Below are 26,939 nucleotides of genomic sequence, written 5' to 3'. Positions count from 1 at the left end.
AATTATGATCTATCTGTTAAGACATGGTGAAATAAAAGGCGCATCAACAAAACGTTTTATTGGTCAGACAGACGTGGGATTAAGCCAGGCAGGGCTTGAGCAGGCAACATCCTGGCAGAAATATTTTTCACATATCCATATTGATCATATTTTTACAAGCCCGCTTTCAAGGACCGTTGACACCGCAAGGATCGTATCCGGGCGTACCGGGAATGCACTTATTCGGGTCAAGGAGTTCAAGGAGATACATCTCGGGGAATGGGACGGAAAGCCCTTTGCGGAAATAAAAACCAGGTTTCCAGACCAGTGGGAAAAAAGGGGCAACGATCTGACAGGATACCGCCCCCCCCTGGGGGAAAGTTTTCATGATCTTTACCGGCGGGTTGTGCCTGCTTTTAATAAGATATCATTGGAAAATTCAGGAAATATTCTCATGGTGGCCCATGCAGGGGTCAACCGGATGATTCTATGCAGCCTGTTAAACAAAAATCTGCAGGAGCTTTTCACCATTCCCCAGGCCTATGGCTGTTTAAACATCATTGATAATGAGGGAAAAGAACGCCTGGTCCAAGAGATCAACCGAAATCCGTGTCATTGGGAATGGCACCCATCAAACCCTCAATCTCACCGGCCCACAGGTCACTGTCCGGGGTCTCAAGAATAAGGGGAATGTTATCAAACCGAGGGTCCGCCATGATCCGCAGGAACACCTCCATGCCAAGGGAGCCCTGTCCCAGGCTTTCATGGCGATCCACCCGGGAATCAAAGCCTTTTTTAGAGTCATTTAAATGCATTCCTTTCAGATAAGAAAAACCGATGAGACGGTCAAACAGCTGCCAGGTCTCTTTAAAGCCTTCCTCAGATTTGAGATCATATCCGGCGGAAAAGGCGTGGCAGGTATCAATGCAGACCCCCACGCGGGTTTTATCTTCCACCCGGTGAATAATTTGTGCAATCTGTTCAAAGGTATAGCCCATATTGCTGCCCTGACCGGCGGTGTTTTCAATCACCGCCGTGACCCCATGGGTGGCGCTCAAGGCGTAATTCAGGGAATCGGAAATGGTCTCAAGACAGGCTTGTATCTGACGTTCTGATGTGCTGCCTTTTTTCCCCAGATGGCTGCCGGGATGAAAATTCAGGGATTCAAGACCCAGTTGGCCACATCGCTCCATCTCATCAATAAAGGCAACTCTGGATTTCTCAAGGGCCCCCTTTCCAGGGTGTCCCAGATTAATAAGATAACTGTCATGGGCCAGAATCTGATCGGGGGTATAGCCATACTGTCGGCAATTTTCCTTAAATGCCTGTATCGCCTCCGGGGGTAGCGGTTTTGCCTGCCACTGGCGCTGATTCTTAGTGAACAGCGCAAAGGCAGTGGCCTTGATCTTATGGGCATTCACCGGAGCGTTCTGAACACCACCGGCGGCACTGACATGGGCGCCTACGTATTTCATGGAAATATTCCTTCTGAAAAAATCAGGATCTACCGGTCAACACCCATCCAAGGACTGGGCTGCCCTCCGGACCTGGATGAGTTCTGCCACAATACTCACGGCAATCTCCTCAGGGGTCTGGGCTCCGATGGAAAGGCCTATGGGGGAATAAATGCCATCCAGGGTCTCCTGGGAAACACCCCGGGTTAACAAATATCCATAGATCATCTCTCTTTTGGCCCTGCTTCCGATCATGCCAACATAGGTGGCCCGGGTTTTAAGGGCCTGCTCCAGAACATCCCGATCGTAAATATGACCCCGGGTCATGATAACAATATAGCTGCCCCGCCCCATGGGAAAACCGTTAAAACAGTTTTCAAGTTTATTCACCACATGCACCTCTGCCATGGGAAAACGTTCTTCATTGGCAAATTCTTCCCGGTCATCCATGACAATGACCCTGAACCCCGTCCGGTGGGCAAGGTGGGCGGTTTCTGCACCCAGGTGTCCGGCACCAATGATATACACCGTTCCGTTGAACCGTGCAGGTTCCACAAAAAAACGCTCGTCACCCACATGGATAAGACCGGGGGAACGCATTTTTCCGGCATGCTCGGACAGAGATGCCAGGGTCTGTCCATTGAGTTGAAATCCACCGGTCTGGGAATGGTCTGAAATAATACAGCGCTGCATTGAAAAATCTTTATTACTGTTCAAAGGCAGCCGGCTGATCATAAACCCATTCTGGTTTTTCTCAAGCATCTCCAGCAATTTTGCAAAGATATTGATATTGTCTTCCGTGGCTGGCAGATATTCCAGAAGCAGGCTCACACTGCCCCCACAAACCATGTCCATGTCTGCGTATGCCTTGGAATCCAGGGTAAATTCTCGGATACATGCCCCTTTTTTTGTTTCAAAAAATTCCCGAGCCAGTTTCTGCACCTGGGCTTCCACCCAGCCCCCGCCAATGGTGCCGCTGATATTGCCGTCCTCATGCACAATCATTCGGGTGCCCGGGGATCGGGGGGCTGATCCCTGTTTGGTTAAAATGGCGGCCATGACCACCGCCCTTCCCTGTTGTAAGCTGTTGTGTAATATCTTTATTGTTTTACTCATATTATGATCTCTTTAATTTTACGTTTTCCGGGGTTGAAAAAAAGTTTTTTACGGGAAAGAAACACGTGCCCTACGATTAAAATCCCTTGGTTTATCAGCCGGGCCAACTCAGGGATTTCATGGAGGCGCTGCCGAATGTCAACATCAAGATCCGGCTTTCCCCCGGGGATGGCCCAGAATTCAAGGTTCAGAAAATATTTGTTTTGCCGATTCTCAATGCTGGCCTCAAAATCCACAATGTCTTCCAGGGCAAACAGCGCCTCATCCATGACCTCCAGGGGCAATTCAATGCCGTTGCTCCTGTATACACTGCGGCCCTGCAATCTGTCCAGACGTTTAAGTGTTGATCCACAGTCGCACCGGGATGTTAACAAACGGGAAACATCCCCGGTGCGGTAACGGATTAAGGGCATCCCGGTGCGAGTAAGGGTGGTTAAAACAATTTCTCCGGATTGGCCATCCGGCACAGCGTTTCCCTGTTTATCGACTATTTCCAGCAAAAGATCCGCCTCCCGCAGATGGCATCCCTGAAGGGCCTTGCACTCCACCCCTCCGCCAAGTCCGGTTTCTGTCATACCGTAATGGTTGAATACCGGGCAACCCCACGCCCGTTGTATGGCTTTGGTTATGGATCCGGGCAGATAGTCCCCGCTTAACAGCACACTTTTAATGCGGCCCGGGGTAATACTATTGCCCGGCCACCGGACAAGGCTTAACACCTGAACCGGAAGGCCTATGATGCAATCTATGGAAAGTTCATTGATTTTTTCAATCACCTGTCCGGGATCATCTACAAAGCCATGAACCTCTGTCCGGCAGTCAATTCGTTCAAGCCCTGTGGTGAGTCTTTCCCCCACGGAACCGGGATTGGATCCGGGCATAAGCACCATCACCCGTTGGCCGGGTACTACCAAAGCTTTCATTCCATGGGCAAAGAAATCCGCTGTCAACTCAAGATCTTCTTGTGTAAAATAGATTCGTTTGGGATTGCCAGTGGTACCAGAAGTCTGGAGAGTTACCACCCTTGTTATTTCACTCTGGGAGACACAGAGCATCTGCAAACCTGAATCGGCAAGATCCCGTGGATAAATGAAAGGCAATTTGACAATATCTGCAATGGATTTCAGATGATGGGGGGTGATATCCTTTAAATGACTTTTATAAAAGAAACTATTTTCAATGGTTGTCTCAATGACTTTTTGCAGCATGGCCAGTTGATACGCCTGTAGTTGTTCAGCGTCCAGGGCAGATCCCATGGAACAACCTGTCTTATTGGCAATCCACTCGTCTAATGGTGTTATGTCTATTTCCATTTTATTCATACCTGTATAAGGAAAAAATATAAGGCCCATTTTCTGTTTCAGGGGCTTTTGAAGCATATCGCCCCAAGCTTTTGAAGCTATTATAAATACTAAAAATAGTGCAGGGTCAAAGCTTTTTTTAGAGTTGCCGATTTCCAAAGATTCCGTAGAGTAATACTTTGAGGTCAGGAACCACACATATGTTTTTCAGCATTCCATGGACATATAAATTTGATATCCCAGGGTATTATTTTGAGGAAATGGAAATATTCGGATTGGAAATGGAAATCTTTCGAGCTGTTGTGCGGATAGCAGGCAGGTAGCGCGTTGCTGACCCCATTTGAAGCAGCATTTCTGTGCTATTTGCAACCCTAACGATACCAGTTGAAGGCTAAATTCGGCATCCTTGTATATTCAATGGACTTATGACTTGACTGCAAGACTTTGGAGTTTTTGGAAATCGTCTAAGGTATCCACATCAAAAAGAATTCCGTCATTTCCTGTTTCAACAGCCAGAAGACCTTCCTGATATCGAGCAAACAACTTTCTGGCACCGGCATCCCCGCTCAATGAATAGATCAACGGAAAAATATGATGGTGGATGATAACAGGATTTCCCCTTTTCCCGTTACAAAAAGGAATAACTATGGGCGGGAGTGCAGCCTGAAATGCCCGAATCAGGGTATTAATGACGCCATGGTCCACAAGCGGCTGATCCCCCAGCAAAAACATAGCCCCATCACACCGATGTTCCACTGAGGTCAGTCCCTTTTTCAGGGAGCTGCTCTGCCCGACTGCATAATCTTCGTTCTCAACAACGCATACACCAGCTAAAGCCACTTGTTTTCGGATAGTGTCTGCACCATGCCCAAGCACCACAACAATGGGATCAAGATCTGACTTCAACGCATGGGAAATCACCTGATCCAGGAGGGTTCTCCCCCTGAAAGGAAGCAGTTGTTTGGGACGTCCCATGCGTGATGAGCTCCCTGCTGCCAGCACAATTCCGGCAACCTTGATTATTTTTGCTTGCATCCCTGACATAAAATTCTCCTTTTGGGAATCCTCCCAACTGAGCCCATGCCATGTTCCCCACCCATACCATCTCCTTTTTATTTTATCTCGTACCACTGCTTAACAGGAAGCACGGCTTCAAGGGCTGCCACCATGATTCCACAGCAAACACCGCATTCGCTGAGATATTTAGCTACAACAGTGCCTTCCATCTCAAGCTGCGGACTATCCGCCTTGTTCAGCACCACATATTTCAAGGCCCCCGGCTGCACCAAATCAATCTTTTCCATCTCAACCGCAAGCCCCCGGGCCATGTGAATTGCATTAAGAGGTGCGCCCAATGGCAAACCACTATTCCGAGAAAAGAGTAAGGCCCTGTGGACGTAATCATCACAAAGCGAATGTCCAAGCACATCCAGACCTGCCACCAGGATCAGGCACTCTGTACAATCGGGAATCACCGGCTCGGCAGCATTGCATGCTTTCAAGGATTTGCGTTTTGCCCCATCAGCCTCCACTATTATCCAGTCAAAACATCCGGATTGCCACAGTTGATCAACTGCCTCACCGGAAAACCCTAAAATTTTATCCCCTCTCATACCGACAGAAGATCCTGCCGAACCCTTAATAAGAGAGACCCCCATCGTAACGTGACGCATATGACGACATTCTGTCTTTAGCTGTCCAAGCAGAAATTCCATATCAGCCGACAGGATCACCGCCTCAGTCTGCTTGGGAGGGGGCATGAAGATTTTTGTAGTGGTGGTGGTCAACACTTTTTTGCCGATTTCTTGCAAGGCCTTTGCCAACTGAAACATAAGGGTGGTTTTCCCCCCCGCCCCCATGAGGCTGATCACACCCCGGCCATTGAGGCGTAATGCATGTATCAGGGAAGATTCTTTCATCAGTTCACTTTTTTATTCAATTTTAGATAACCCTTTGAAATCATATCATCCATCATATCATCCCCAAAGCAATTTCCACTTTGGCAACAATATTTCCCGAAAACTGAAATTATTGACCCAGAAAGCGTAAACAGCCAAATGAATAATGCCAAATTCATCAATTTAATGAGGCTGTATGTTCTGAGAAATGACGGGTCCAGCTTTCTTTTCCCCCTGTGGCAATGAAAGCCCCCAGGATCACGCCCCTTTGAACGTAGTGCTCCGCCCGTTGCAAAGCCCTTGAGAGGGCATTCATACATGTATCCGAATGCAATGAGCCCACTCTGACAGTTACCGGAACATCTGGAATATCCGTAGCTGAGTCCAGCAGACGGGCAGGTAACTGCAAAATCCCCTCATCTTCAAAAAAACAGGCATTGGCCAAGGCCGTTGCCGCCGCATCTGCCAGGGAAGAGGTGTGTGACAACACCGTCACGGCCGATGCAATTCCCCGAGTGAGGCTTCGCCCACCCAGCCCACTGGTATTAACGCCCCAGGAGGCATGCCGGGCATCCAATGCCATTACATGAGCAATCAAAGGACTTTTAATATCTGTGCGAATGCCCACCCGAGCCATTTCTGTGCCAGCCAACCGAATGGCAATGTCTCCTCCGTTATCCACAATCACCTGGGTCATTTCCCGCTGAAAAAGCCAATCTGCCACAGCGTCTGCCAGAGTACCTGCCACGGCTGCCATGGGGGTTAAATCCGGCTCATCCAGAGCCAGCACGCTTTCAACCATTGTATACGGTATTGATATGTTTTTTTCTTTAAAAAACGAAAGCATCCGGGGCTCCCGATGCATCAGTTGATTCCGATACATTGCCACCTCTTCAAGACAGGTAAAGGCGAATCCGGCAGCTTCCATTGCCAAATCAGGATAGGAGCGACCATGGCGACGGGCCTGTATCGTCATGCGCATGGGACCATTTTCCGCCAGCACCCCCCTTCCATCGGGGAGTATAACAACGCGCCGGTCCATCACGCATCATCACTGCTGCCCACTGGAGATTGGGCAATAAAGGGTTTCATGGCCTCCACGTGCCCGCCCATGGCTTTATAATCAGCCACAGTCATGGTGTATTCCAACGGACATATGGTGGCCGGTGTGGGTGTCCAGTAAAAGGAGCCTTTCTTGACCCTGCCCACATCCACCATAAAGGAGATACCGCCGCCCGGCATAATAAAGCTGGGGGCACCGCCAACGGTGAGTGATGCCTTTCTTTCATGCACGGCCCGGGTCAGCTTGATGGGATAACGTGTCACCCCTGCCCGGGCACTGCCTCCGCTTCCTGCCGTGTACATGGCAGAGACCAGCGACGATTCACAGGAGGCGGCAATGGCATCAATGGCGGCCTGGGCATCGGCGGTCATGTCAATGGAATCAAGATCTCCATTTTGGTTCACCTGAAACAGGGCCCCCTTCTGGCCAGTGGTTTCGGTGATAAGGATGGTCATACCGGGCCATGCAACATTCATATCAATGGAGGCGATAGCATCCGAGGGGGAAATAATAGATGTCCCCCCCCATCCAGCCCCATGATCCCCGAAATAGCGGCCCGGAGTACTCTGCTTAAAGGTCAGCGACACACCGGTCGGTTTCATACCCACATAATCACCGGCCACATGACGACTGAGCTGACCGGTGACATGGGAGTCCAGCACAATGACCTCATCCGCCGCTCTCTTTAGAAGCGGTGCAAAAATGCCAAGGGTGGCACTGCCGCAACCCACACGCATCTTCTCCACGGGCAGCCCATCAATAGTGGGCGATTTTCCCACTTGAATATTGAGACGGCTCCCGCCATCAACTTTGAGCTTCACCGGTTTTCCGTTGGCAATGTCGGTGATGGTCCTGGCCACCACAAATCCATTTTTCCCGGTGAGACGGTTCACACCGCCAATGTGGATCATTTTGGAACCATACTGCTCAGTCTCCACCATACCCACCACCCGTTTTCCCACAAGGACATCTGCCCCCTCCCGGCCAATGAAAAGATCCGTATCGATTTTCACCAGGATGGAGCTGTAACTTAAGGGAACTTCAGTGACCACCGTCACCACATCCACATCCTCCCTGGAATCGGTGACGATGCGGGGCGCCGGTTTACAACAGGGATAGGTGGTACCGGCACCCAGGGCTGTAATTACAGGGGTCAGAATGCTCTCATGGGGCTCCGGCCCCACAATGTCACGCACATCCTCAAAACTGTGGGACCGCGTGGTTCTCACCAGGATTCCGTTGATATTCTCATATCGACGGCAGGCACCCAGGGCATTCAACGGGACCCAGCACCTTATGGGACATGCCTCACATTCCACTGTATCCTCGGGTTGAACCCCCTTTGCACCGACTGCCTCTTCGGGACAAACCCGGGTACAGACACCGCAATGGGTACATTGATCCACCGCCACCACTGCTTTTTTTTTAACAATACGGATGGCTTCCACCGGGCAATCCCGCATGCAGAAGCCGCAGCCGGTACATTTCTCCAGATTAATTTGCATATTACCTCTAACTTTTTCAGGAAAACAGTTCAGGTTTGGTTGCAGCCGGTGGTGTGTTGCGGCTTTTTGCCACCACCACCTCACCATCCACAATCACCATGGCAACCCCTGGGACATCTCCGGCCTCAATGGCTTCCAGGGCATTTTTACCCACAGATCCCATGGGGGTGTCCATGATCACCAGGTCCCCTTCCCTGCCCGGTTCTATAATGCCGCAATTGAGTTTATGGACCCTTGCCGTATTGCCGGTGGCCATGCAGATGGCCTGGGCAGCGGAGATGGGGGTGAGGCTTGCCAGTTGATTGATCACTCTCAATATTCCCAGGGGAACCACACCGGTCCCCGACGGGGCATCATTACCGATGATCACACGATCCAGCACCTTGTGCTCCACAAAGAGTTCTCCAGCTTTAACGGCAATTAACGGATTACCACAATGGACAATCTCAAGGGCCATGTCGGTTTTTGTGATCAGCTGTTCCACCTCATCCAGGGCAACGGCTGTGGGGCCTCCGTTCACATGGGATGCAATGTCCGGGTCAGCTTGGATGACCATCTCCGCCGTCACTGTGCTGCTGCCGGGAATGGAGGTGCCGCCGGTATGCATCATCACGGTCATGCCGCATCCCTTTGCCCATTGAATCATGGGAGCCGCCTCCAGGGGATCCTTCACCGAGCCTAACCCCACTTCACCCACAATGTGTACCCCTTCCTTTGCCATCTCTTCAAAATCGGACTGAATCAGCCCCTTTTCAAGAATCACGGCCCCTCCCTTGACCTTTGCGCCGCCGGGCCTGAAGTTGTTAAAGGATTTTGCGGCAAGAATGGCCAAAGACTTTACACCGGCCCGATCCTTGGGTCGTCCTTTTAAATGGACTTCACCCGCTGAAATCATGGTGGTCACCCCGCCGTGAAGTTCGCTTTCAAGAAATCCCATCTGATTTTGCCGGGAGGTGTAATCCCCTAAAATAGTATGACAATGGGAATCTATGAGTCCCGGCGTAACCGTTGTCCCATGGCAGTCAATGGATTTAATGCCCTGGGGAATATCAAGATCTTTTAAATACCCCACCGCGTCTATTTTACCATTTTTAATCACAATTGCATCGCCCTGGAGCAGCGGATTTTCAATGTCTCCACCGACGATGGTTCCAATGTTCTTTAATAATAGGTCTACCATTTTTCGTCTCCTGATACTCAGTGTTCAAATTTTTTCTGACCGGTTTTAAAAGAACGGAGTCAGATTGGTATGATTGGCGCTATCGGCCCAAAGCGGGTGTGAAGCCGGGACAAAATTTTGGTCCGACCATGACGGTTAAAAAATCTTCATCCCTGACTGTTGTGATTTAGACCTTGTTAGATTTTATAAAATACCCTGCGGCAATACTGGCTTCCAGGACCCGCTCCAAGCTCGCTGGCAGATGGTAAATCCGCTCACCCAGGGCATGGGAAATCGCATTGATAATGGCCGGTGCCGTGGGAATCAGGGCAGGTTCCCCCACGCCCTTAGCTCCAAAGGGACCACTTGGTTCGGTGTCCTCCACAATGATGGGGATAATTTCCGGCATATCCTTGAAGGTAGGAACATGATAGTCCTTCATGGATTCGGTTTTTCCCGGGACAAACTCCTCCATCAAAGCAAATCCCACCCCCATGGCAATACCACCGCAAATCTGCCCAATGACATTTTCCGGATGGATGGCCTTCCCCACATCATGGGCCGCCACCACCTTTTTTACGGACACCTCTCCGGTGAGGGTATCCACCGCCACACAGGCCATCTGACAGGCAAAGGCATAAGTGGCATAGGGAACGCCCTCTCCGGTTTCCGGATCCAGAGGAACGGTTTCCGGATCAAAATACCCCTGCCAGGACAATGCACCTCCCCTGTCCAAAATTCTTTGGGCAAGCCAGGCGAAATCCACTTTTTTATCCGGATTTCTACAGTCAAACACCGTAGCATTTTTGAGTTTCAAATGGGATTTCTGAACCTTCAAACGGTTCACCGCCTCGGTGAGCAGCACTTTTGCCAGTTTATCCGCTGCATCCTTCACGGCGTTTCCGGAGATATAGGTTTGCCTGCTGGCAGAGGTGGCACCGGCATTTGTGGTATATTTAGTATCACCCACAACCATTTCAATGGCATCGGGACTTATTCCCAGGGTTTCCCCGACGATCTGGGAGAGGATAGTGGTAGAGCCTTGGCCGATATCGGCACAACCGGTGAAAAGGGTTACCTGCCCCATTCTATCCATCTCAATCTTTGCCGTGGACGGATTTTGAACTCCGGTGTTACCAATACCATACCACATCCCCCCCAGCCCCACGCCCCGCTTGATAAAAGGAGAGGATTCAGCACTGACCCAGTTTTTTAGGGCATCTTTGTAATGGGGTTTTATCTCATCAAGGCAGGCGTTAAAGCCGGCACTTTCGGTGAGGGTTTGACCGGTACTGGTGATGGAACCCTTTTTCAGCCCGTTTAACATGCGAATTGCCAAAGGATCCATCTGAAGAGCCTGGGCCAGAAGATCCATCTGGCTTTCGTGGGCCAGGGCCATTTGGGGAGCGCCAAATCCCCGCATGGCACCGCAGAGGGTGGTGTTGGTGTAAACGGCACTGCACTCTATATCCACATGTTCCACTTCATAGGGCCCGGTGCCATGCACTGCTGCCCGGGAAGCCACGGCAATGCCGTAAGAACCATAGGCCCCGGTGTTACACACGGCTCTCACTTTCATTGCCACCACCCGACCCTGGGCATCGGCAGCGGTTTTCATATGAATTACAAAGGGGTGTCGCTTGGAGGAGGCAAGATAGGTCTCTTCCCGGGAGTAAACAAACCGGACCGGTCTTTTTAGATGATAAAGGGCAAGTGCTAAAAAGCCCTGTACATTGAGATCCAGCTTTGATCCAAATCCTCCACCGGTGGCCGCTTGAATAATGCGAACCTTTTCATCGGCAACCCCCAGCAGGGAAACCACCTCTTTATGATCATAGTGCGGATTCTGGGTGGAGGCGTAAATCACAAAGGTTCCGTCATCATCCACATATCCCGCGCCGGCATCGGGTTCCAGATAGGTATGTTCAATGGCACTGGTACGATAGGTTTTTTCCACGATGACATGGGCGCTTTCAAAGGCTTTATAAGCATTTCCCTTTTTGATGATCCGTTTGGACAACAAATTTCCCTTTTTATGGATCAAAGGGGCACCCGGTGCCAGGGCCTCCTCCGGTTCAAAGATCGCCGGCAGATCTTCGTAGGTAACGATGACGGCTAACATGGCCAAAGCTGCTGCATCGGGGGTTTCCGCCACCACAAGGGCCACGGGATCCGCCATGGACCGCACCTTGTCAACGGCCAGAAGGGGTTGATCTTTGTTGATAATCCCTGTAAGGTTCGTTCCCGGGATATGCTCTGCGGTGAAGACGGCCACAACTCCAGGTATTTTAACGGCTTTTGAAACATCAATGTTTTTTAAAAACCCATGGGGACGCTGGCTGCGAACCACTCTGAGGCACAAGGGGTGATCCAGTTCCAGATCGGCACAGAACACCGGTGCCCCCTTAACTTTATCCAGGGCACCTTTACGCCGAATACTCTTTCCCACCGTCTGATATTGATTCTTCATTTTTCACACCACTCTATCATCGGATACATCATTCTCATAAAAAGGCCCTGCACGGCCGGCTCTTTATAGATGATTGAAGACCGTCTTCCGGTGATCTCAACCATTTTTTCCGCAAGAAGCGTTCCTGCCTCCCGAAGCAGTTCATGGGTGGGCTTATGTCCCATCAAAAACGATTCCAGCGCATCCATGCGATGGGGGGTGGGGGTACAGGCGCCCAAGGAAAATCGCAGAAATGAAATATTTCCGGCTTCATCTTTGTCCGCCATGGCCGCCATGGTCATGCGGGAGATGGCAAGGGCCTTTCGTCTGCCAATTTTCTGAAAATCGGCAAAACCCGCATTTCTGGGTTTCAGGATGAATTTTACGATGATATCTTCGGGAGCAAGGACGCTAAGGTAGGCCCCGGCTGCAATGGCATCCATGGAAATTTCTCTCATGCCATTTTGATTTGCCACCACGGCCAGGGCTTCATGGATCACAAGCGGGGGGATGGTGTCACCGCAAGGTGATGCATGGGCCACATTCCCCCCAATGGTGGCAACATTTCGAATCTGACGGCTGGCAAAGGTATCGGAAGATTTCCTAAGCGCCGGTGCATACATTTTAATAAGGGGCGAGGTATTGATCTCAGTTAATGTGACACCACTGCCAATGCATAACCCAGCATCGGTCATCTCTATTTTTCTCAATACCGCCAGGCGACTGACATCGAGAAGCTTTTTTTTATTTAATGTGCCGGACCTGAGATCCACCATCACATCGGTGCCCCCGGCAAGGATTTCAGTTTGAGGGCCATGGATATCCAGAAAAACCAGGGCCTCTTCGAGGGTTTCCGGACGGTAATATCTCATTTCAGACATGGGGCTCCCCCTGATTTTTTTCCTTTTTTGTACCATTCAACATCGCTGTTGAACTGGTTTCAACGGCGAAACCCTGGGATTTTCCTCCGGCATCATCATTAAGATCATTGTCGGAAGGGAATGTGCCGTTTTTTACCGGCATCGCCACCTTGATGGAAGAAAAAATCTGTTGGTAACCCGTACATCTGCATAAATTTCCCGCAACGGCATCCCTGATTTCATCATCATCCGGTGCTGGATTCTCTTTCAAAAGTGCATGGGTACTCATCAAAATACCAGGGGTACAAAACCCGCACTGCACGGCATGGTGCTCCAAGAAGGTCTCCTGTATGGGGTGAAGGACTTTTTCTTTTTCAAGCCCCTCAACGGTCAGTACCTTCCTGCCATCCAGTTGAACCCCACACATGAGGCATGAATTGATGGCTTTTCCATCCACCTCAATGGTGCAGGCACCGCACTCACCAATGCCGCACCCCTCTTTGGTCCCCTTGAGCCCCATCACATCCCGGATCACCTGAACCGCCGTCATTTCTGCCGGAATGCGCACGGAGGCCTTCTGTCCATTGAGGGTAAATTGAATATCTATTTTATGTTGATCCATCTTTCTTATTACGCTCCTCTTCACTGGTTGACCCATCCAGGGAATTCCAATCCTTATCTCGGGATACTGTATTTTGGGCTTGATCATAACTTCGGCCACTCATCACAGTTGGTGATCCAACGCCAACGGGGTCAAGCTTGCGTTATTGGAGCGAGATTAGCAAGCTCCATGCTCTTGACAACAAGCTGAGTTTAAATGTAAATTCCAACAAAAGTCTCAATAACACAAGCCTGCCCCCTCCCCAAAATGACCGAAGTTGTGATCAAGCCCTGGATTTTTATGAAGGTGTCCGGCTCTCTGATCTATCTCAACCCATCTTCACCCTTAACCTCTGCGGTGGTCAAGCCACCCACACGGGGAAGAGGCCTTCCGGAATCGGTGATACCTACAATGAGCACCAACTCATTTGCCTTGGGTGCATCGGGAATTCTCACCTCCATGGCATCAAAATGGGACCTGACATAGGCAGCATCTTTATGTCCAAGGGGAAGGTCAATGGCACATCCGGGGCCCCCCATCTTTTTAGCCGACGGCAGCAGTGCCTTACCTCCGCCCACATTGGCACGGATGGGTTTTCCCAGGGCCGGATGCATCAGTGCCGCACAATGTTCACGTTCTCCATCCAGACCGGCAATGGCGGCCTTTCCATAGCTTTCCACCTTTTCAGGGGCAATGCCAAGGGCAGCCACCGCTTTTTGGGTTAGCATTTCACCGATCTCATCACTCCATTGATACAGCAATGACAAATCCACCTGATACACTCCTGCATAGGGATTTTTAAACACCGCAGCACAGGCGGCTTTTCTTGTGGGGGTGCCAAGTTGAACGGTTCCATCTGCATGGGTTTCTTCAACAATGGTATACACGGTTCTAATTTCAGGTTTCATCTCTTTAATCTCCTGTGTAAATTAATGTTGGGTGGGACAGATGCCCCACGAACTACGATGATTGGCCAACAGCCCGATCAAAAATTCCGCTCTATATATCATCCCATAATGCCTGGAAGAAAACATCTGTAGCAAAACTAATTCCCCAAAATCCCATAAAGGCAAGGGCAAAACCATTGGGCGTTCCAATGAACAAGAGCAAAAACAATACTGCAATTCCAATTAATCCAATGGTCTGAGGATCTATTTTCCCTCTCTAATTATCAGCAGTAGCTTCGCATCTCTATAAATTTCTAATTCCCATCGTATGTCAGGCCACCTGTAACCTTTGTTGCCCCAGCAGAAATATCAGGTCCAGGAAAGACGATACTCGGACAGGAAGCTTAAGTCATTGGGCAATTTTTTCCAAAACTTTTTATTAACAAAAAGTCCTTCGGACACACAACCAAAGGAGGTTGAAACGCCAAAATCAGCAACTTCATACAGCTTAAAGGCTTTCACAAGGGCGGGAAAGATGACGATACCGTCAATGACACCCGTTTCCATGGCAAGAAATGCCGAGTTGAGAATAGGTTTGACGTGCGCCGCAGCACACTGAACAACGGGATGGAGCAGCCAACCCACGTGGGCGCTCCTCAACTCGGCATTGTCCATTTTTCAGCTTTCTATGGCACCGGAACGAACCCCCTTTAAATAATTCCCACAATACAAATCATTTCCAATGAGCATATCTGCGGTTTTAATGGTGGCCATAATTTTTTGATCCAAGGGATCAATGATAGCTGAATCCATTCCGGCACTCATCATTAAAGTCACAAAAGTCCTGTTAATAATCTTACGCTGGGGAAGTCCGTAAGAGATATTGGACAATCCCCCGGTAATGTGTACTTCAGGAAATCTAGCCTTGATGGCACGGACGGCACTTAGAACCATAACGCCTTTATTACTATCAGTGCTGATGGGCTGTACCAAAGGATCTATATAGATGGCGTTAGTTGGGATATCAATTTTATTCAGTTCCTCCACCAGCGTAACTGCCCGGTCAACAATATCATCGGAAGAGACAGGCATCCCATTATCATCCATACAAAGAGCTATAACTTTGCACTCTTTTCCTTTCAGAAATGGCATCATTGTATTGAATCTCTCTTTTTCAAGACTAATGGAATTAATCATAGGCATTTTATCAATTTTGTTAAATGCCATCTCTAAAACTGCTGGATCTGGGCTGTCCAGCGCCAGGGGGACATTTGCAATGGGCTGAATGATATCCAAAAGCCACTTCATATCCTCTGTTTCATGACCAATACGAGCGCCGGCATTCACATCAATATAATTTGCTCCAGCCTTCAACTGATTGTTAACATCATCCATTATATAATCTGCATCACGCTCTGCGACAGCTGCCTGAACCTTTTTTCGGGAAGTATTTATCCTTTCTCCAATTACTTCAAACATCAAAAACGCTCCTAAATTTCATAATTATTTCCCATGCAACCTTATCAAGCCCACCATCCAGTAAACAAAAACCTTCTCAGATTTAAGCAACGGTAAATTGGCTTCGATCTCTCCCTTGATATGATCAAGCTCAGCTTATCAGACAAATGATTTTGCTAGCTTGGCTGCAGAACCGGCATCAGGAGCAAAGCCATCTGCACCAATTTCATCACAAAACCCCTGGGTAACCGGCGCTCCCCCAACCATAATTTTCACTTTCTCTCGAAGCCCACTCTCCACAATGGCGTCAACTGTCTGTTTCATCATGGGCATCGTGGTGGTCAGGAGGGCAGAAAGACACACGATCTGGGCATCTTTTTTCTTAATTTCCTCAACAAAATCCTCGGGAGCAATATCCACACCCAGATTGTGGACAACCATGCCAGCACTCTCCATCATCATTGAAACCAGGTTCTTTCCGATGTCATGAAGATCGCCCTTAACGGTACCAATTATAACATTGGTACTACTAGAAACATCACCTTCACCCAACAGTGGTTTGAGTTTTTCCACACAACCTCCCATGGCCTGGGCAGCCATGAGCACTTCGGGAATAAACATATCACCACTTTCCATCTTTTCCCCAACAATGTCCATACCGAAAATGAGACCTTTATTTAAAATATCTACTGCCGGTACATTATCGGCAATAGCTGCATCCACCAGCTGATTCAGTTTTACGGCATCACATGCCACCAATGCTTCTGTCATTGCTTTGAAATCTGCCATTTTATTTCCTCCATCTATATGTTGTGAGGATCGTATTCTTTGCGAAGCCTCTGTTTGGATTTTGATTCATAGACTGACAATAAAGTACAATAAGACAAGTCTTGCACCATACAAATAATCTATTTATTTCTTACTTGTCGGAGCATCCCGACTTATGTCGATAGAATCCATCTGATGTTCCCATGACTCTCATAATTGCTTCAAGTACGCCACCGGAGATTGCCCTTGATTTGTCCGAAATGGTATCGCAATAGGCTATGACCCCCCTTGGATCAACATCACCGATTTTCAATCCACTCTTCACCACCGTACCAGACCTGATCAAGCCCCTGACCACTCCGGAAATCTCGGTTGTGATGTGATCGCCATTCACCTTTCCCACCACAGCTCCTGACTTAACCATGGTGCCGATCTCTATATCTGATACAAATTCACCGTCGCTGGGTGCCCTTAATACCCTCTCCCGGGCAAATCCGTTAATACTGCCGGGAATGCCAGTATTGGCCTCGGCCTGTCCCGCTGAAATCAGACGACCAAGGTTGTGCCCACGATTCGATTCAATGACCACATGCACTGTTTTGCCGGCATCAAAACCGGGGCCAACGCCAATCACCAGAGGCGCTTCTTTCATGGTTGTTCCAAGGTTTCTTTTTGCAATGGTTGCATCAATGACAACGTCGGGGTACAGCTTTTCAATGAAGTGCCATTCAGGATCAACAATGACAGCAATTTTCTTTGAACCCCATGTTTCTTCAATATCATCAACCGTTTCCACCTTTGACGCCCCCACACCTTCCACACATTTATTTCCGGTATAAATAACATCACAAAAAGCAACATTACGTCGAACAGCCAAAGGTTTTTCAATCTCCATCATAAAAATTTTTCTGATATTCGATTGATGAAGACGACAAGCTATGCCTGTAGCCAGCTCTCCAGCACCCTTTACACCAACCACAAGATCAAATGAATTCATTTGAGCCCTCCATATGTTTAACGCTGATTATTTAATTAATTACTCGCGAGTCATATAAATACGAAACCACTTCCCTGCCGGTCATCGTCGGTTTGAAAGCATGAAAGCGTTGACTTATCATGAAAGCGTTGACTTATCACGGCTTTCCACCAATTTTTTTGCAGTAAAGGATCTCATGGCTTCCACCGGACAATCACGCACGCAAAAGCCTCACCCGGCTTACTTCCCTTCATTGACCTGCATGTTACGTCTCCCTGGTAATCATCCAATAAATTTAGCATTCTTTAAAAGTACTTCATACTTTCCGAAGCCATTCTCCATTTTCAGGGTAAAAGGCCCTTCAAAAAACACAAAGTACTTTTGAGGTCATATGAGGGCTGCCACAAAGACTACCATCGTTCCGTAACCGTTTTCTGATCCAGGAAAAGACGCATGGAATCAATTCGACTTTTGGCAGTTCCCTGGGCGGAATCATTTTTTGATCCCAGGGGAAAAAATGCATAAGGCTGGGGAACCGGCACATTAACACCCACATTACCCACGTCAGCTTCTTTAATAAACCTTCGTGCCACACTCCCTTGCTGTGTAAAGATACAGGCGGAATGACCATAATTATCTTTATTATTGATCCAATCCATGGCTTCGTCCAAGTCTTTGGCACGCATGAGGTTCGCCACAGGACCAAAAGACTCCTCCCGGGCAATATGCATATCAACGGTTACATTTTCAAAAATAGTCGGTCCCACAAAAAAACCGTTCTCACATCCTTTGACCTCGGGATTTCTACCATCAAGAAGCAGGGTCGCACCCTCTTGAATACCCTTTTCAATAAAATCATGGATCTTTTTTTGCCCTTTTTTAGAAACAAGGGGTCCAAGCTCGGTATCTTCATCCAGGCCATAGCCCATTTTCATTGCGGCGGAGGCTGCAACAAAGGCTTCCTTAAATTTGTCATAAATATCACCGATAATCACCAGATTATCAGCACCAAGACATCGCTGCCCGGCCATGCCGTAGCAACCGCGAAGAATGCCGTTAATAGCTCCTTTAAAATCGGCATCCGGCATGAGCACGACATGATTTTTTCCATTGCCGTTTATGGAGGCTTCCTTTCCAAGTTTTCCACACTTTTCAAACAATTTTCTGCCAACACCAGTTGATCCGATAAATCCCACCCCTTTTACATGTGGATGTTCAAGAATCTGATCATTAATGTTGCGTCCTCCATATAAAAGGTTCATCAAGCCTGGGGGAAAGCCTTCAACCATGTTCACCACTTCAAAAATGGCCTGCAGACAGACAGGATCATCTTTACTGGGACTCACAATCACAGGGCATCCACTTGCAAGTGCATATGGCACAAAAGAGGACCAAGCATGCATGGGTATATTGTTGGGAGTGATGATAAGGAAAACACCCCTTGGTTCCCAAATTAAAGTTTGGTCCAAACCCCTTGCAAGGTCATTAACCTGTTCTCCTTTGGTTAACAGAAGCATCGCTGAACAAGCAGACTCAATGTTTTCAATGCATCTCCGGATAGTTCCTTTGGACTCACCCAATGTCCGACCATGATCCTGAACCAGAATATTACAGAGTCTATCAAACTGCTCTTCAAATTTTCCCCTGAGATCAAAAAGATAACGAACCTTATCTCTGACAGGGACTTTTTTCCACACCTCAAGGGACGCCTGGGCAGCTTCAATGGCTTTATTCACCTCTTTATCAGTTGCAGATGGAAACGTTGCGATCTCTTCACCGGTTGCTGGGTTAACATTTGAGTAAACATTCGTTGAATCAGACTCAACCCACTCGCCATTAATATAAAGCTTTAATTTTCCATAATGTTTTTCGACTTCTTGCATAATAGCCATACAATTTTCCTTTTAGTTTCCTGTTATCAATCTCATCTCAGAATCATTTTTTAAAAAACTACTTCAGTTAAAGTTTTAATTTATCGCGCTTGGGTCATGTCTTTATTGTTACAAATAAACCCATCAAGACAAAATATTAAACCTATTGTTCAACAATTTCAGTCAAAAACCTGACCCAGAGGACCAGGTTTTTAACAGATAAAAAAACTTATCAAATATCAATGTAAAGTAGACAGAGAGTTTATGATCAACGTGATGCTATTAAAAAGTATATTTAATATAACTTTGAATACGCGTCTGCTCTCCTTCTCTTCCATCCATGACTTCCCTGTCCGCATTCACAAAACCTAACGCCAATTCCCAATCTTTATACGGACTCCATTTGATGTTGGATTGTAAAGTCATACCTTCTTTATGTGCATTTCCTGTTAAAACGGCATTGCTTGCGGTGTAATCATCCTCATCATTTTCAGAATATCCAACGCCGATGGTCCATTTTACAGTGTCACTTAAAGAAAAGGTTGCACCGGTATATGCCCCCCAGAATTTAATGGTTTCAATTTCATTATTAATGGTTAAACCGGCACCGCTTATAACCCCAACTCCGCCATAACGTCCAATACCATCACCGTAAAGTGCACCGGCATAAAGTCGATGCCCTTTACCAATATTAAGATGACCTGTTAAAGACACACCCCATCCCATTGCGGTTTCACCATCAATATCAAACATTCTAATAAGCGCTTTTGGTGAGATATGTCCCCAGCTGCCTGAATACCAATATTTAGCAATGAAATCAGGCATTTTCTCCTCTGAAGTTCCTATGTTCACAAGGGTCCCCCCATAAGTAGCACCCCGGTCAGGATTTTCAATGGCAAGCGTTAAATTGTTTCCCTGGGCAAATTCATATTGATACTGCAGCATGGCCTGTCGAATAAAAGATGCACCCGGATCAGATACAAGATCCAGCCTGGGAGTCATAGCCGCAAGATCCATAAAAGTAGACCATGTCTGCCCAGCAAGAAACGTATGTTTTCCACGTGTTATTTTTCCATAAGCATGCCGCATGCGAAATGTTCGGCTATTGCTCCAGGTTTCGGTTCCACCATCTCCATGGAAATCGCCTTCCACGTGAGTCTGCAACAATCCCATCTCGGAATTGGTCTTTGTTTTGACAAAAAGCCTGCTCTCCCGGGCCGTCATTCTAAAATCATTTGTATCTCCAAGGCTTGCATCATCCAGAGGGATACTGTACATGGTCAACATATCGCCGCCTGTACCGTCGATATCATACATCATCAGGAACTTGGCATAACCGCCTATGTTAACACTAGTATCTTTAACATCAAATGTAAAAGCCAAAGAGGAAGAGACCGTAAAAACAAGCGCTGTTAACAATAAAACAAGGGGAAAAAGTCCATAATTAACCATCTTAATTTTCGAAAAATATCTTTTAGGATTCATTTAAATTATTCCTTATATTAAAAACATTTTTTAAATTAAACTACCATATTAAGTTCCTGTCATATGCATCATCATACTGATAATGCTACCTTTTTAAGACACTCAGGCATTTTTTTTTGAGCATTCAGCAATTAGACGCAAAACACCTGTTCAAATGAAGCAAATAAATTTTTTTATCGCATATTATTAAAGAATAGAGGCTGCAGACACCTTCGTTTCATTTGAAGTCGTGAAATAACTTCACAACGTAGGTTTTGATAATCGATAAATCAGTTTCTCATCATAGTTGAGTACTTAGACACCGAACGGCTACTCTGAACGAAGCCTCTGTACCATATTGATCACCTCCAAAAATAACCGAATCGCAAATGCTGAAATTCCTAAAAACAGTGCAATCTTACTGGGATATATCGGAACCCTGAGAAGCCCTGGCCAGTATTCCTGAATAATTATAGATGACCACGCCAATTTAGCAGCTTGCAAGCTCATCATCGTACATAAAAGGAAACCAAAGATCATTGCAGCAAGGTCAAAATAAAGCCTGTTGCGTGGCGATAGATAACGCAGTATTATTTCAACCCTGATATGACGATCCTCTTTTTGGGTAAAAGAGAGAGAGAGAAAAACAACCCACACCAGAAGTAATTGCACAATGTCATATACGCCGGGTATTGGATATCCGAAAACATAGCGCGAGACAATTCCGACGCCAAGAACAACAGCCATCATACCAAGGGCAATGGAGCCTATGGTGCAAAGTGTTTTTTCCATGGTTTCAAAGAGACTTAATAAGTTATTGCTTATTTTGCTCTTTTCAACGCAATCATCCGGTGTTTGTCCGGAATTCCGGGATTGCATAGTTAAATTCTCCTCTTTTATGAGTCAGTTGATCCAATCGTAACTTCTCGACAATTAAGGATTTTCCAGATACAAGTTATGTCCACCACCGCCGATATTACAGATCTTTTTACAAGGTTTTGGCCCACTTGATTCTGTTTGCCCAGGCCTTGTCATACATGGTTTTTAGTTCGCTGCTTGGTAATTGTGTTAGCTCCAAATAACGCTCAACCATCTGGTTTCCGGGAAGACCTGCGGCATTCATTTTGTTAATGGCCATTTGGTAAACACTCTTACTCATAGTTCCCCATTTTAGAATACTCTCCTTGGGCCATTCCGTAATTGTCATACCACCGTTTTTCATCTCCTCCAATGCCTCTGGTATGAGTTTTTCAGCGGCTAAAACGGCATAGGATTCTTCAGCTTTTTTTGCTTCTTCCAGAATAATAACACGCTGTTCCACAGGCAATTTTTTAAAGGTTTTAAGATTAAAACCGGTGAGATAGGAAGCATTCATTGGGGCCACCCAATGAGATTCCGATGTATTCTTCAGTAAATAGAGATATTTTGACACTTCATACAATTTCAGATCACGCATACCGGTGGTCACCGTTACCATGCAGTCCACAATCCCTTTTTCCATGGATTCATACACATCCGGCCAGGGTGTCATGACAGGAGAGGCCCCTTGCAATCGTGTCAGTTCTGCATGGAATTCTCCTGCAAAAATTCGCATCCGCTTTCCCTTCAGTGCTTCCATATCGGGAATTTCGGTATTGGAAATCATGGAAAGCAAGGCCGTGGCATTATGTAAAAGAAGTATCATGTTTTTTTCTGCTAATTCGTCCTTATAGGTCGGAAATTCATCAAACATGATCTGAGCAACCATCACACCTTCAAGGGGATTCCGGGGGGAGGTAACAGGATCCAACACCCCGCCAAACAGCCATGAAGGAAAATAGGACGGTGAAAACATGGTGGAGAAATAAGCCAAATCCGCCATACCCACGGCCATAGCATCAGGTGTGTCCGTGAACTTGATCAAGGCCCCACTATGGAATGCTTTCACTTTCAACGCTCCGTTGGTTCGCTCTTTGATTGCATCCCCCCAGGGCTTAATTGTCTCAAGCCAACCCTGTTTATCCACTGCCGTCATGGGGTTTGCAAATTTTAACGTTTTTGCAGACACCTGGGTGGTACATAGAATACAGCACGCAACAATCAACAGACTAAGGCTAATACATTTTTTGTTCATGGTAGTATTTTCTCCTTCCGGTTTTATCGCTTCATTGAAGCGATGTTATTATAAGACAATCATGTAAAGGAACATTCCCCTATTACATCTCGCCTATGGACTCACAGTTTGTTGACCAGCACGCACAGATAGCATCCTTTACAAGTGTTTTGGCTATTTGCACTTTATAACTATTCATAATCAATGGTCTTGCACCCACCACTGCTTTTTCGGCTGCCTGTTCGGCAACCTCCTCTGAAAGTTCCTTTCCGCATAGAAAATTTTCCGCTTCAGGTACACGCAAAGGGTCACAAAATACTGCGTTGATAGCTATGGATGCGTTTTGAACAATATTCGCATCTATTTTCAGGCATACGGCACTGTTTACAATGGGGAAATCGATACTTTGCCTCATGGCATATTTTATAAATGCCGACCGGGTGGTGGCTCCAGGTACAGGAATCTGAATTTCAGTGACAATTTCGTCCGGTTCCAGCACCGTAGATTTCATCCCGTTGGCAGAGGTGAAAAAGTCTTCAATTGCAATGATTCGTTTGGATGTTTTTATGTCGGCGTTCAATACCATTAAAGCCGGCGCAGTATCACTGGGATTTACGGCGATGCATTTATTGACGGCGCCAAATATGGAATGATATCGATGGTCTCCTGTCACTGCCAAACATTTCTTCCCGCCTTTTCGAACACATTCAATGCGACCGCCAAGCTGTTGTGGGTAGCGATAATACCAGCATCTGTTTTCCTGGCATATATTTCCCACAAGTGTTCCCAAATTCCTTAACGATGGAGATGCCGTCTTTAATGCAGCTTGGGCAAGGGAGGCATAACGTTTGATGATCAGCTTCGACTCGGCAATATCAACCAAGGTGGTCAAAGCACCTATTTTTAAAAGCCCTGCCTCTTCTTTAATATAATTCAAGCCTGGAATGCGCTTTATATTAATAATAATCCGGGGCTGCTCCGGCCATATATCCTCTCGAAGACATCCCAATAAATCCGTCCCGCCGGCAATGACAACGGCTTTACCGGTATTTTGCTGCAGGATGGATACTGCTTCATCAATTGAGCCTGCATTTATATGTTTAAATTTTCTCATTTTTTCATACCTCTTTTTTTCCGATCCTTTATTTTCCCCAGCGCTTTGAGAATCTTATCAGGTGTAAACGGAGTTTCTTTAATACGAACACCGATGGCATTGTAAATGGCGTTTGAGAATGCTGCTAGGGTGGGGCATGCGGCGCCTTCACCACAGGCAGTGGCACCAAAAGGATGGGTTGGATCTCCCGGTTTTTCAATGACAAGCGGTGTAACATCGCAATCAAGGAGTGAAGTTGGCTTGTACTCAATCCAGTTACAATTGAGCAGTCGTCCATTTTTTCGATCAACGAGGCAATCACTGCCCAAGGTGGCGTTTTCAACACCATGTCGGACATTTAGAAACTGACCGGCAACAATTTTAGGATTCAAAGCAAGCCCAACATTTTGTGCCACAACGACATGAACATTACTGATTGCTCCGGTTTCCGTATCCACATCCAGGGTGATAAACTGGGCCCCTTTCTCCTTTGGAATATATAGACAGTCGGGATTTCCGTCTTTTAAGCATTTTGTGTGAGGAGATTCACTACAATAGTAACCGACCAATTCATGATTTCCACCGTAAATACCTCGGGGTCCGAAGGCTTCGTCAAATGTTATCTTTTTTTCAGGATCGGATTTGACAAAAATAATTGCATTTTTAATGTCCAGCTCAGCAGCATTAACGCCCAATTTTGACCCAGCAAGTTCAAGCAATTGTCTACGCACATCCATGGCGGCTTCATATGTGGCCCAGCCTTGAATCCAGGTTCCACAACTGCTGGCAACAATTGTCGCCCATGGCGTAGAATCGGTGTCGTGGCATACAATACCCACATTTTTATAAGGTATTCCAAGAACCTCGGCAACCAACTGGGGCTGAACCGTGTGCTGTCCCTGGCCCAAATCGGCCAAAGCACAACATAGACTCGCCGTGCCGTCGGGAAACACCTTAACCATGGCGGCTGTTGAGTTGCCAGGTCCCGGGCGTCCGGCTCCCATGCAGAAAATGCCAACACCCATACCATGCCTGATACGTCCTGTTTTTTCACCGGGTGCCTGCCATTTTTCTTTCCAGTCCACCTCTTTGGCTCCTGCATCCAAACATTCGCTTATGCCGCTAGAGGAGATAAGGCAGGATTTATATGTTAAAGGATCATAACCGGCATCTACATCACCGGTTCTCATATGATTTATTCGTCTTAACTCAACCGGATCAATACCCAACTTTTCGGCTGCAATATCCATCACGGTTTCCATGGCATAATGCCCTTCAGGTGCGCCATATCCCTGCCATCCACATGAGAGAAAGCGGTTGGTATGGACATAATAAAGTTTCCCTCTCATATGCTTGCAGTTTCGGGCATAAAGAACGGTTCCCGTTGCCAGAAGTGTATTTTTAACAGGCCATTTATCTCCACCGGAACCAAGCTCCATCCAACATTCAAAATCAATGGTTGTCAATGTGCCGTCTTTCTTAAAACCAAGCCTTAGATTGGCCAAACTACCCCTTGACCAGCCGCAAAGCATCTCTTCCTTTCGCGTATAAGCACACTTTACCGGCTTTTGCAGCGCAAGGGTTGCAAATCCGGCAATGAGAAGATAATGAGAAGGGTGATTAAAATCTCCGACCTCGGCGATCTTGCCACCAAAGCTTGATCCGGTATATGGAGAAACATAATTAACCTTGTGAATCGGCAATCCCAGCACTTCAGCCAACACTGTTTTTTCATGGTGCATGCCCTGACTGTGCGTATAAACCGTTAATTTTTCATTATCGTAACTCATCAGACAGCCCCTGGGATTCATGGCCGGAGATTTACAAAATGCGTATTTTAACCCTTTTTCTTCAACAATAACGTCGGCTTCATTAAAACCTTGTGCCACATCGCCAAACCCATGGAAATCGTGAAGATCTTTTTTAGTCCACAAGTTGGTTTCGGGATCTTTCTCGCTCAAGTAATAACTCAATTCCCAGTCATGGCAATTGGGTTGACCATCAAAAACCTGGGGTGCATCTGGCGCCATGGCTTCTTCAATGTTCAACACATATGGTTTGGTTTTATATTCTATTTCAATGAATTCAAGTGCCGATTCTGCAGTCTCCTCGTCCACAGCAATTACCGCCACTACGTGTTCGCCTGCATAATGAAGATCTTTTCTAAACACCTTTGGGAAGTTACGATAATCCATTACCAGAGAAACACCAGGTATAGCCTGAGCTTTACTTGTATCGATATGAATTATGTCGGCTTGGGGATGTGGGCTTCTCATAATTTTGGAATAAAGGGTGCCGGGCAATGCAATATCAGAATAATATTTTGCCTTTCCGGTTACTCTCGGCAACCCGTCCTTTTGGCGGACGCTTTTACCGAGCACCGATAGTTTATCAGCCATGATGCTCACTCCTTTCAATTTTTTTTGCCGCAGACGCAACAGAGTTAACAATATGCTCATAGTTACTACAAACACATATATTACCGGACAATGCCGCCTTGATTTGAGATTTCGTGGGAGATGGATTCTTATCAATCAGCGCTTTTGCCGTCATAATCATTCCGGGACTGCAAAAACCACATTGAGCCCCATACTCTTCGAGCCACGCCTCCTGCAGGGGATGAATCGCATCACCGTCTGAAAGGCCTTCAATGGTTTCAATGACCTTACCTTCCTGCTCAACGGCCAGCATCATACAAGAGGGCACTGCACGACCGTCAACAATAACCGTGCAGGATCCGCAGGCACCTTCCTGACAAGCCTCTTTGGCACCGGTCAAGCCAAGCTTGTTTCTTAATACAAAGGATAACGTCCAATGGGGCTCCACCTGCAGTTCATAATCTTTTCCGTTTACAAGCAGTTTAAGGACCATTTTTGTGTCGTTTATCATGATTGAAACTCTCCTTGTTCCTATTAATTTTCTCCAGTGTATGACAGAAACTCCAT

General features: G+C 47.1%; 24 protein-coding genes. 1 reads left to right on the top strand and 23 read right to left on the bottom strand.

Annotated features, from left to right (window positions below; all coding sequences use genetic code 11):
- Window positions 1-4 precede the first annotated feature (4 nt).
- A complete protein-coding gene (gene cobC, locus ACYQ2M_RS05265) occupies window positions 5-664 on the top strand; it encodes an alpha-ribazole phosphatase (RefSeq protein ID WP_459915273.1) in 660 nt (219 codons plus the stop codon).
- On the opposite strand, the gene nfo is transcribed toward cobC, so the two are convergent.
- The 23 genes from nfo to ACYQ2M_RS05150 form a co-directional block, all read right to left on the bottom strand.
- Window positions 576-1,454, bottom strand: coding sequence for a deoxyribonuclease IV (nfo, locus tag ACYQ2M_RS05260; RefSeq protein WP_459915272.1), 879 nt, complete (start codon window positions 1,452-1,454; stop codon window positions 576-578). The genes cobC and nfo overlap by 89 nt on opposite strands.
- A 36-nt stretch (window positions 1,455-1,490) precedes the next feature.
- Window positions 1,491-2,549 carry an XdhC family aldehyde oxidoreductase maturation factor gene (locus ACYQ2M_RS05255; RefSeq protein ID WP_459915271.1) on the bottom strand — a complete coding sequence of 353 codons (1,059 nt, stop codon included), beginning with the start codon at window positions 2,547-2,549 and terminating at the stop codon, window positions 1,491-1,493.
- Window positions 2,546-3,862, bottom strand: coding sequence for a DVU_1553 family AMP-dependent CoA ligase (locus tag ACYQ2M_RS05250; protein ID WP_459915270.1), 1,317 nt, complete (start codon window positions 3,860-3,862; stop codon window positions 2,546-2,548). Before ACYQ2M_RS05250 ends, ACYQ2M_RS05255 begins: the two co-directional genes overlap by 4 nt.
- Window positions 3,863-4,273: 411 nt before the next feature.
- Complete coding sequence (mocA, locus tag ACYQ2M_RS05245; protein WP_459915269.1) at window positions 4,274-4,894, bottom strand: molybdenum cofactor cytidylyltransferase; 621 nt, start codon at window positions 4,892-4,894, stop codon at window positions 4,274-4,276.
- A 68-nt stretch (window positions 4,895-4,962) separates the two neighbouring features.
- Entirely contained in the window at window positions 4,963-5,769 is an 807-nt protein-coding gene (yqeC, locus tag ACYQ2M_RS05240; RefSeq protein ID WP_459915268.1) for a selenium cofactor biosynthesis protein YqeC, read from the bottom strand.
- 157 nt (window positions 5,770-5,926) lie between these two features.
- A complete protein-coding gene (locus ACYQ2M_RS05235) occupies window positions 5,927-6,790 on the bottom strand; it encodes a hypothetical protein (RefSeq protein WP_459915267.1) in 864 nt (287 codons plus the stop codon).
- Window positions 6,790-8,316, bottom strand: coding sequence for a DUF362 domain-containing protein (locus ACYQ2M_RS05230; RefSeq protein ID WP_459915266.1), 1,527 nt, complete (start codon window positions 8,314-8,316; stop codon window positions 6,790-6,792). The genes ACYQ2M_RS05235 and ACYQ2M_RS05230 overlap by 1 nt, the downstream gene beginning before the upstream one ends.
- 16 nt (window positions 8,317-8,332) lie before the next feature.
- Entirely contained in the window at window positions 8,333-9,496 is a 1,164-nt protein-coding gene (locus ACYQ2M_RS05225; protein ID WP_459915265.1) for an amidohydrolase family protein, read from the bottom strand.
- Window positions 9,497-9,662: 166 nt separating this feature from the next.
- Window positions 9,663-11,945 carry a xanthine dehydrogenase family protein molybdopterin-binding subunit gene (locus ACYQ2M_RS05220; RefSeq protein WP_459915264.1) on the bottom strand — a complete coding sequence of 761 codons (2,283 nt, stop codon included), beginning with the start codon at window positions 11,943-11,945 and terminating at the stop codon, window positions 9,663-9,665.
- A complete protein-coding gene (locus ACYQ2M_RS05215) occupies window positions 11,942-12,805 on the bottom strand; it encodes an FAD binding domain-containing protein (protein WP_459915263.1) in 864 nt (287 codons plus the stop codon). The genes ACYQ2M_RS05220 and ACYQ2M_RS05215 overlap by 4 nt, the downstream gene beginning before the upstream one ends.
- Window positions 12,798-13,406, bottom strand: a complete 609-nt coding sequence (locus ACYQ2M_RS05210; protein ID WP_459915262.1) for a (2Fe-2S)-binding protein — start codon at window positions 13,404-13,406, stop codon at window positions 12,798-12,800. The genes ACYQ2M_RS05215 and ACYQ2M_RS05210 overlap by 8 nt, the downstream gene beginning before the upstream one ends.
- Window positions 13,407-13,708: 302 nt before the next feature.
- Entirely contained in the window at window positions 13,709-14,293 is a 585-nt protein-coding gene (locus ACYQ2M_RS05205; protein WP_459915261.1) for an amino acid synthesis family protein, read from the bottom strand.
- 348 nt (window positions 14,294-14,641) lie between these two features.
- Window positions 14,642-14,917 carry a hypothetical protein gene (locus tag ACYQ2M_RS05200; RefSeq protein ID WP_459915260.1) on the bottom strand — a complete coding sequence of 92 codons (276 nt, stop codon included), beginning with the start codon at window positions 14,915-14,917 and terminating at the stop codon, window positions 14,642-14,644.
- A 33-nt stretch (window positions 14,918-14,950) separates the two neighbouring features.
- Window positions 14,951-15,751, bottom strand: a complete 801-nt coding sequence (locus ACYQ2M_RS05195) for a dihydropteroate synthase (protein WP_459915259.1) — start codon at window positions 15,749-15,751, stop codon at window positions 14,951-14,953.
- 138 nt (window positions 15,752-15,889) lie between these two features.
- Window positions 15,890-16,519, bottom strand: coding sequence for a cobalamin B12-binding domain-containing protein (locus ACYQ2M_RS05190; protein ID WP_459915258.1), 630 nt, complete (start codon window positions 16,517-16,519; stop codon window positions 15,890-15,892).
- Window positions 16,520-16,649: 130 nt separating this feature from the next.
- Complete coding sequence (gene yqeB, locus ACYQ2M_RS05185) at window positions 16,650-17,495, bottom strand: selenium-dependent molybdenum cofactor biosynthesis protein YqeB (protein WP_459915257.1); 846 nt, start codon at window positions 17,493-17,495, stop codon at window positions 16,650-16,652.
- Between the two features lie 389 nt (window positions 17,496-17,884).
- Entirely contained in the window at window positions 17,885-19,366 is a 1,482-nt protein-coding gene (locus tag ACYQ2M_RS05180) for an aldehyde dehydrogenase family protein (protein WP_459915256.1), read from the bottom strand.
- A 261-nt stretch (window positions 19,367-19,627) separates the two neighbouring features.
- Window positions 19,628-20,830, bottom strand: coding sequence for a DcaP family trimeric outer membrane transporter (locus ACYQ2M_RS05175; protein WP_459915255.1), 1,203 nt, complete (start codon window positions 20,828-20,830; stop codon window positions 19,628-19,630).
- Window positions 20,831-21,139: 309 nt separating this feature from the next.
- A complete protein-coding gene (locus tag ACYQ2M_RS05170) occupies window positions 21,140-21,688 on the bottom strand; it encodes a TRAP transporter small permease subunit (protein WP_459915254.1) in 549 nt (182 codons plus the stop codon).
- 109 nt (window positions 21,689-21,797) lie between these two features.
- A complete protein-coding gene (locus tag ACYQ2M_RS05165; RefSeq protein ID WP_459915253.1) occupies window positions 21,798-22,922 on the bottom strand; it encodes a TRAP transporter substrate-binding protein in 1,125 nt (374 codons plus the stop codon).
- An 82-nt stretch (window positions 22,923-23,004) separates the two neighbouring features.
- On the bottom strand, window positions 23,005-24,015 hold the full coding sequence (locus tag ACYQ2M_RS05160) for an FAD binding domain-containing protein (protein WP_459915252.1): 1,011 nt from the start codon (window positions 24,013-24,015) through the stop codon (window positions 23,005-23,007).
- Window positions 24,012-26,393 carry a xanthine dehydrogenase family protein molybdopterin-binding subunit gene (locus ACYQ2M_RS05155; protein ID WP_459915251.1) on the bottom strand — a complete coding sequence of 794 codons (2,382 nt, stop codon included), beginning with the start codon at window positions 26,391-26,393 and terminating at the stop codon, window positions 24,012-24,014. The genes ACYQ2M_RS05160 and ACYQ2M_RS05155 overlap by 4 nt, the downstream gene beginning before the upstream one ends.
- The gene (locus tag ACYQ2M_RS05150) at window positions 26,386-26,883 is read right to left on the bottom strand and encodes a (2Fe-2S)-binding protein (protein ID WP_459915250.1); all 498 of its coding nucleotides are present in this window, start codon (window positions 26,881-26,883) and stop codon (window positions 26,386-26,388) included. Before ACYQ2M_RS05150 ends, ACYQ2M_RS05155 begins: the two co-directional genes overlap by 8 nt.
- Window positions 26,884-26,939 lie beyond the last annotated feature (56 nt).

This window comes from Desulfocicer niacini (assembly GCF_054657595.1).
The sequence above is the reverse complement of the archived record's forward strand: the minus strand, read 5'-3'. Positions and strand labels throughout refer to the sequence as shown.

Coding starts and splice junctions, on each gene's coding strand:
- cobC (WP_459915273.1), top strand. CDS start 5: ATGATCTATCTGTTAAGACATGGTGAAATAAAAGGCGCATCAACAAAA.
- nfo (WP_459915272.1), bottom strand. CDS start 1,454: ATGAAATACGTAGGCGCCCATGTCAGTGCCGCCGGTGGTGTTCAGAAC.
- ACYQ2M_RS05255 (WP_459915271.1), bottom strand. CDS start 2,549: ATGAGTAAAACAATAAAGATATTACACAACAGCTTACAACAGGGAAGG.
- ACYQ2M_RS05250 (WP_459915270.1), bottom strand. CDS start 3,862: ATGGAAATAGACATAACACCATTAGACGAGTGGATTGCCAATAAGACA.
- mocA (WP_459915269.1), bottom strand. CDS start 4,894: ATGTCAGGGATGCAAGCAAAAATAATCAAGGTTGCCGGAATTGTGCTG.
- yqeC (WP_459915268.1), bottom strand. CDS start 5,769: ATGAAAGAATCTTCCCTGATACATGCATTACGCCTCAATGGCCGGGGT.
- ACYQ2M_RS05235 (WP_459915267.1), bottom strand. CDS start 6,790: ATGGACCGGCGCGTTGTTATACTCCCCGATGGAAGGGGGGTGCTGGCG.
- ACYQ2M_RS05230 (WP_459915266.1), bottom strand. CDS start 8,316: ATGCAAATTAATCTGGAGAAATGTACCGGCTGCGGCTTCTGCATGCGG.
- ACYQ2M_RS05225 (WP_459915265.1), bottom strand. CDS start 9,496: ATGGTAGACCTATTATTAAAGAACATTGGAACCATCGTCGGTGGAGAC.
- ACYQ2M_RS05220 (WP_459915264.1), bottom strand. CDS start 11,945: ATGAAGAATCAATATCAGACGGTGGGAAAGAGTATTCGGCGTAAAGGT.
- ACYQ2M_RS05215 (WP_459915263.1), bottom strand. CDS start 12,805: ATGTCTGAAATGAGATATTACCGTCCGGAAACCCTCGAAGAGGCCCTG.
- ACYQ2M_RS05210 (WP_459915262.1), bottom strand. CDS start 13,406: ATGGATCAACATAAAATAGATATTCAATTTACCCTCAATGGACAGAAG.
- ACYQ2M_RS05205 (WP_459915261.1), bottom strand. CDS start 14,293: ATGAAACCTGAAATTAGAACCGTGTATACCATTGTTGAAGAAACCCAT.
- ACYQ2M_RS05195 (WP_459915259.1), bottom strand. CDS start 15,751: ATGTTTGAAGTAATTGGAGAAAGGATAAATACTTCCCGAAAAAAGGTT.
- ACYQ2M_RS05190 (WP_459915258.1), bottom strand. CDS start 16,519: ATGGCAGATTTCAAAGCAATGACAGAAGCATTGGTGGCATGTGATGCC.
- yqeB (WP_459915257.1), bottom strand. CDS start 17,495: ATGAATTCATTTGATCTTGTGGTTGGTGTAAAGGGTGCTGGAGAGCTG.
- ACYQ2M_RS05180 (WP_459915256.1), bottom strand. CDS start 19,366: ATGGCTATTATGCAAGAAGTCGAAAAACATTATGGAAAATTAAAGCTT.
- ACYQ2M_RS05175 (WP_459915255.1), bottom strand. CDS start 20,830: ATGAATCCTAAAAGATATTTTTCGAAAATTAAGATGGTTAATTATGGA.
- ACYQ2M_RS05170 (WP_459915254.1), bottom strand. CDS start 21,688: ATGCAATCCCGGAATTCCGGACAAACACCGGATGATTGCGTTGAAAAG.
- ACYQ2M_RS05165 (WP_459915253.1), bottom strand. CDS start 22,922: ATGAACAAAAAATGTATTAGCCTTAGTCTGTTGATTGTTGCGTGCTGT.
- ACYQ2M_RS05160 (WP_459915252.1), bottom strand. CDS start 24,015: ATGAGAAAATTTAAACATATAAATGCAGGCTCAATTGATGAAGCAGTA.
- ACYQ2M_RS05155 (WP_459915251.1), bottom strand. CDS start 26,393: ATGGCTGATAAACTATCGGTGCTCGGTAAAAGCGTCCGCCAAAAGGAC.
- ACYQ2M_RS05150 (WP_459915250.1), bottom strand. CDS start 26,883: ATGATAAACGACACAAAAATGGTCCTTAAACTGCTTGTAAACGGAAAA.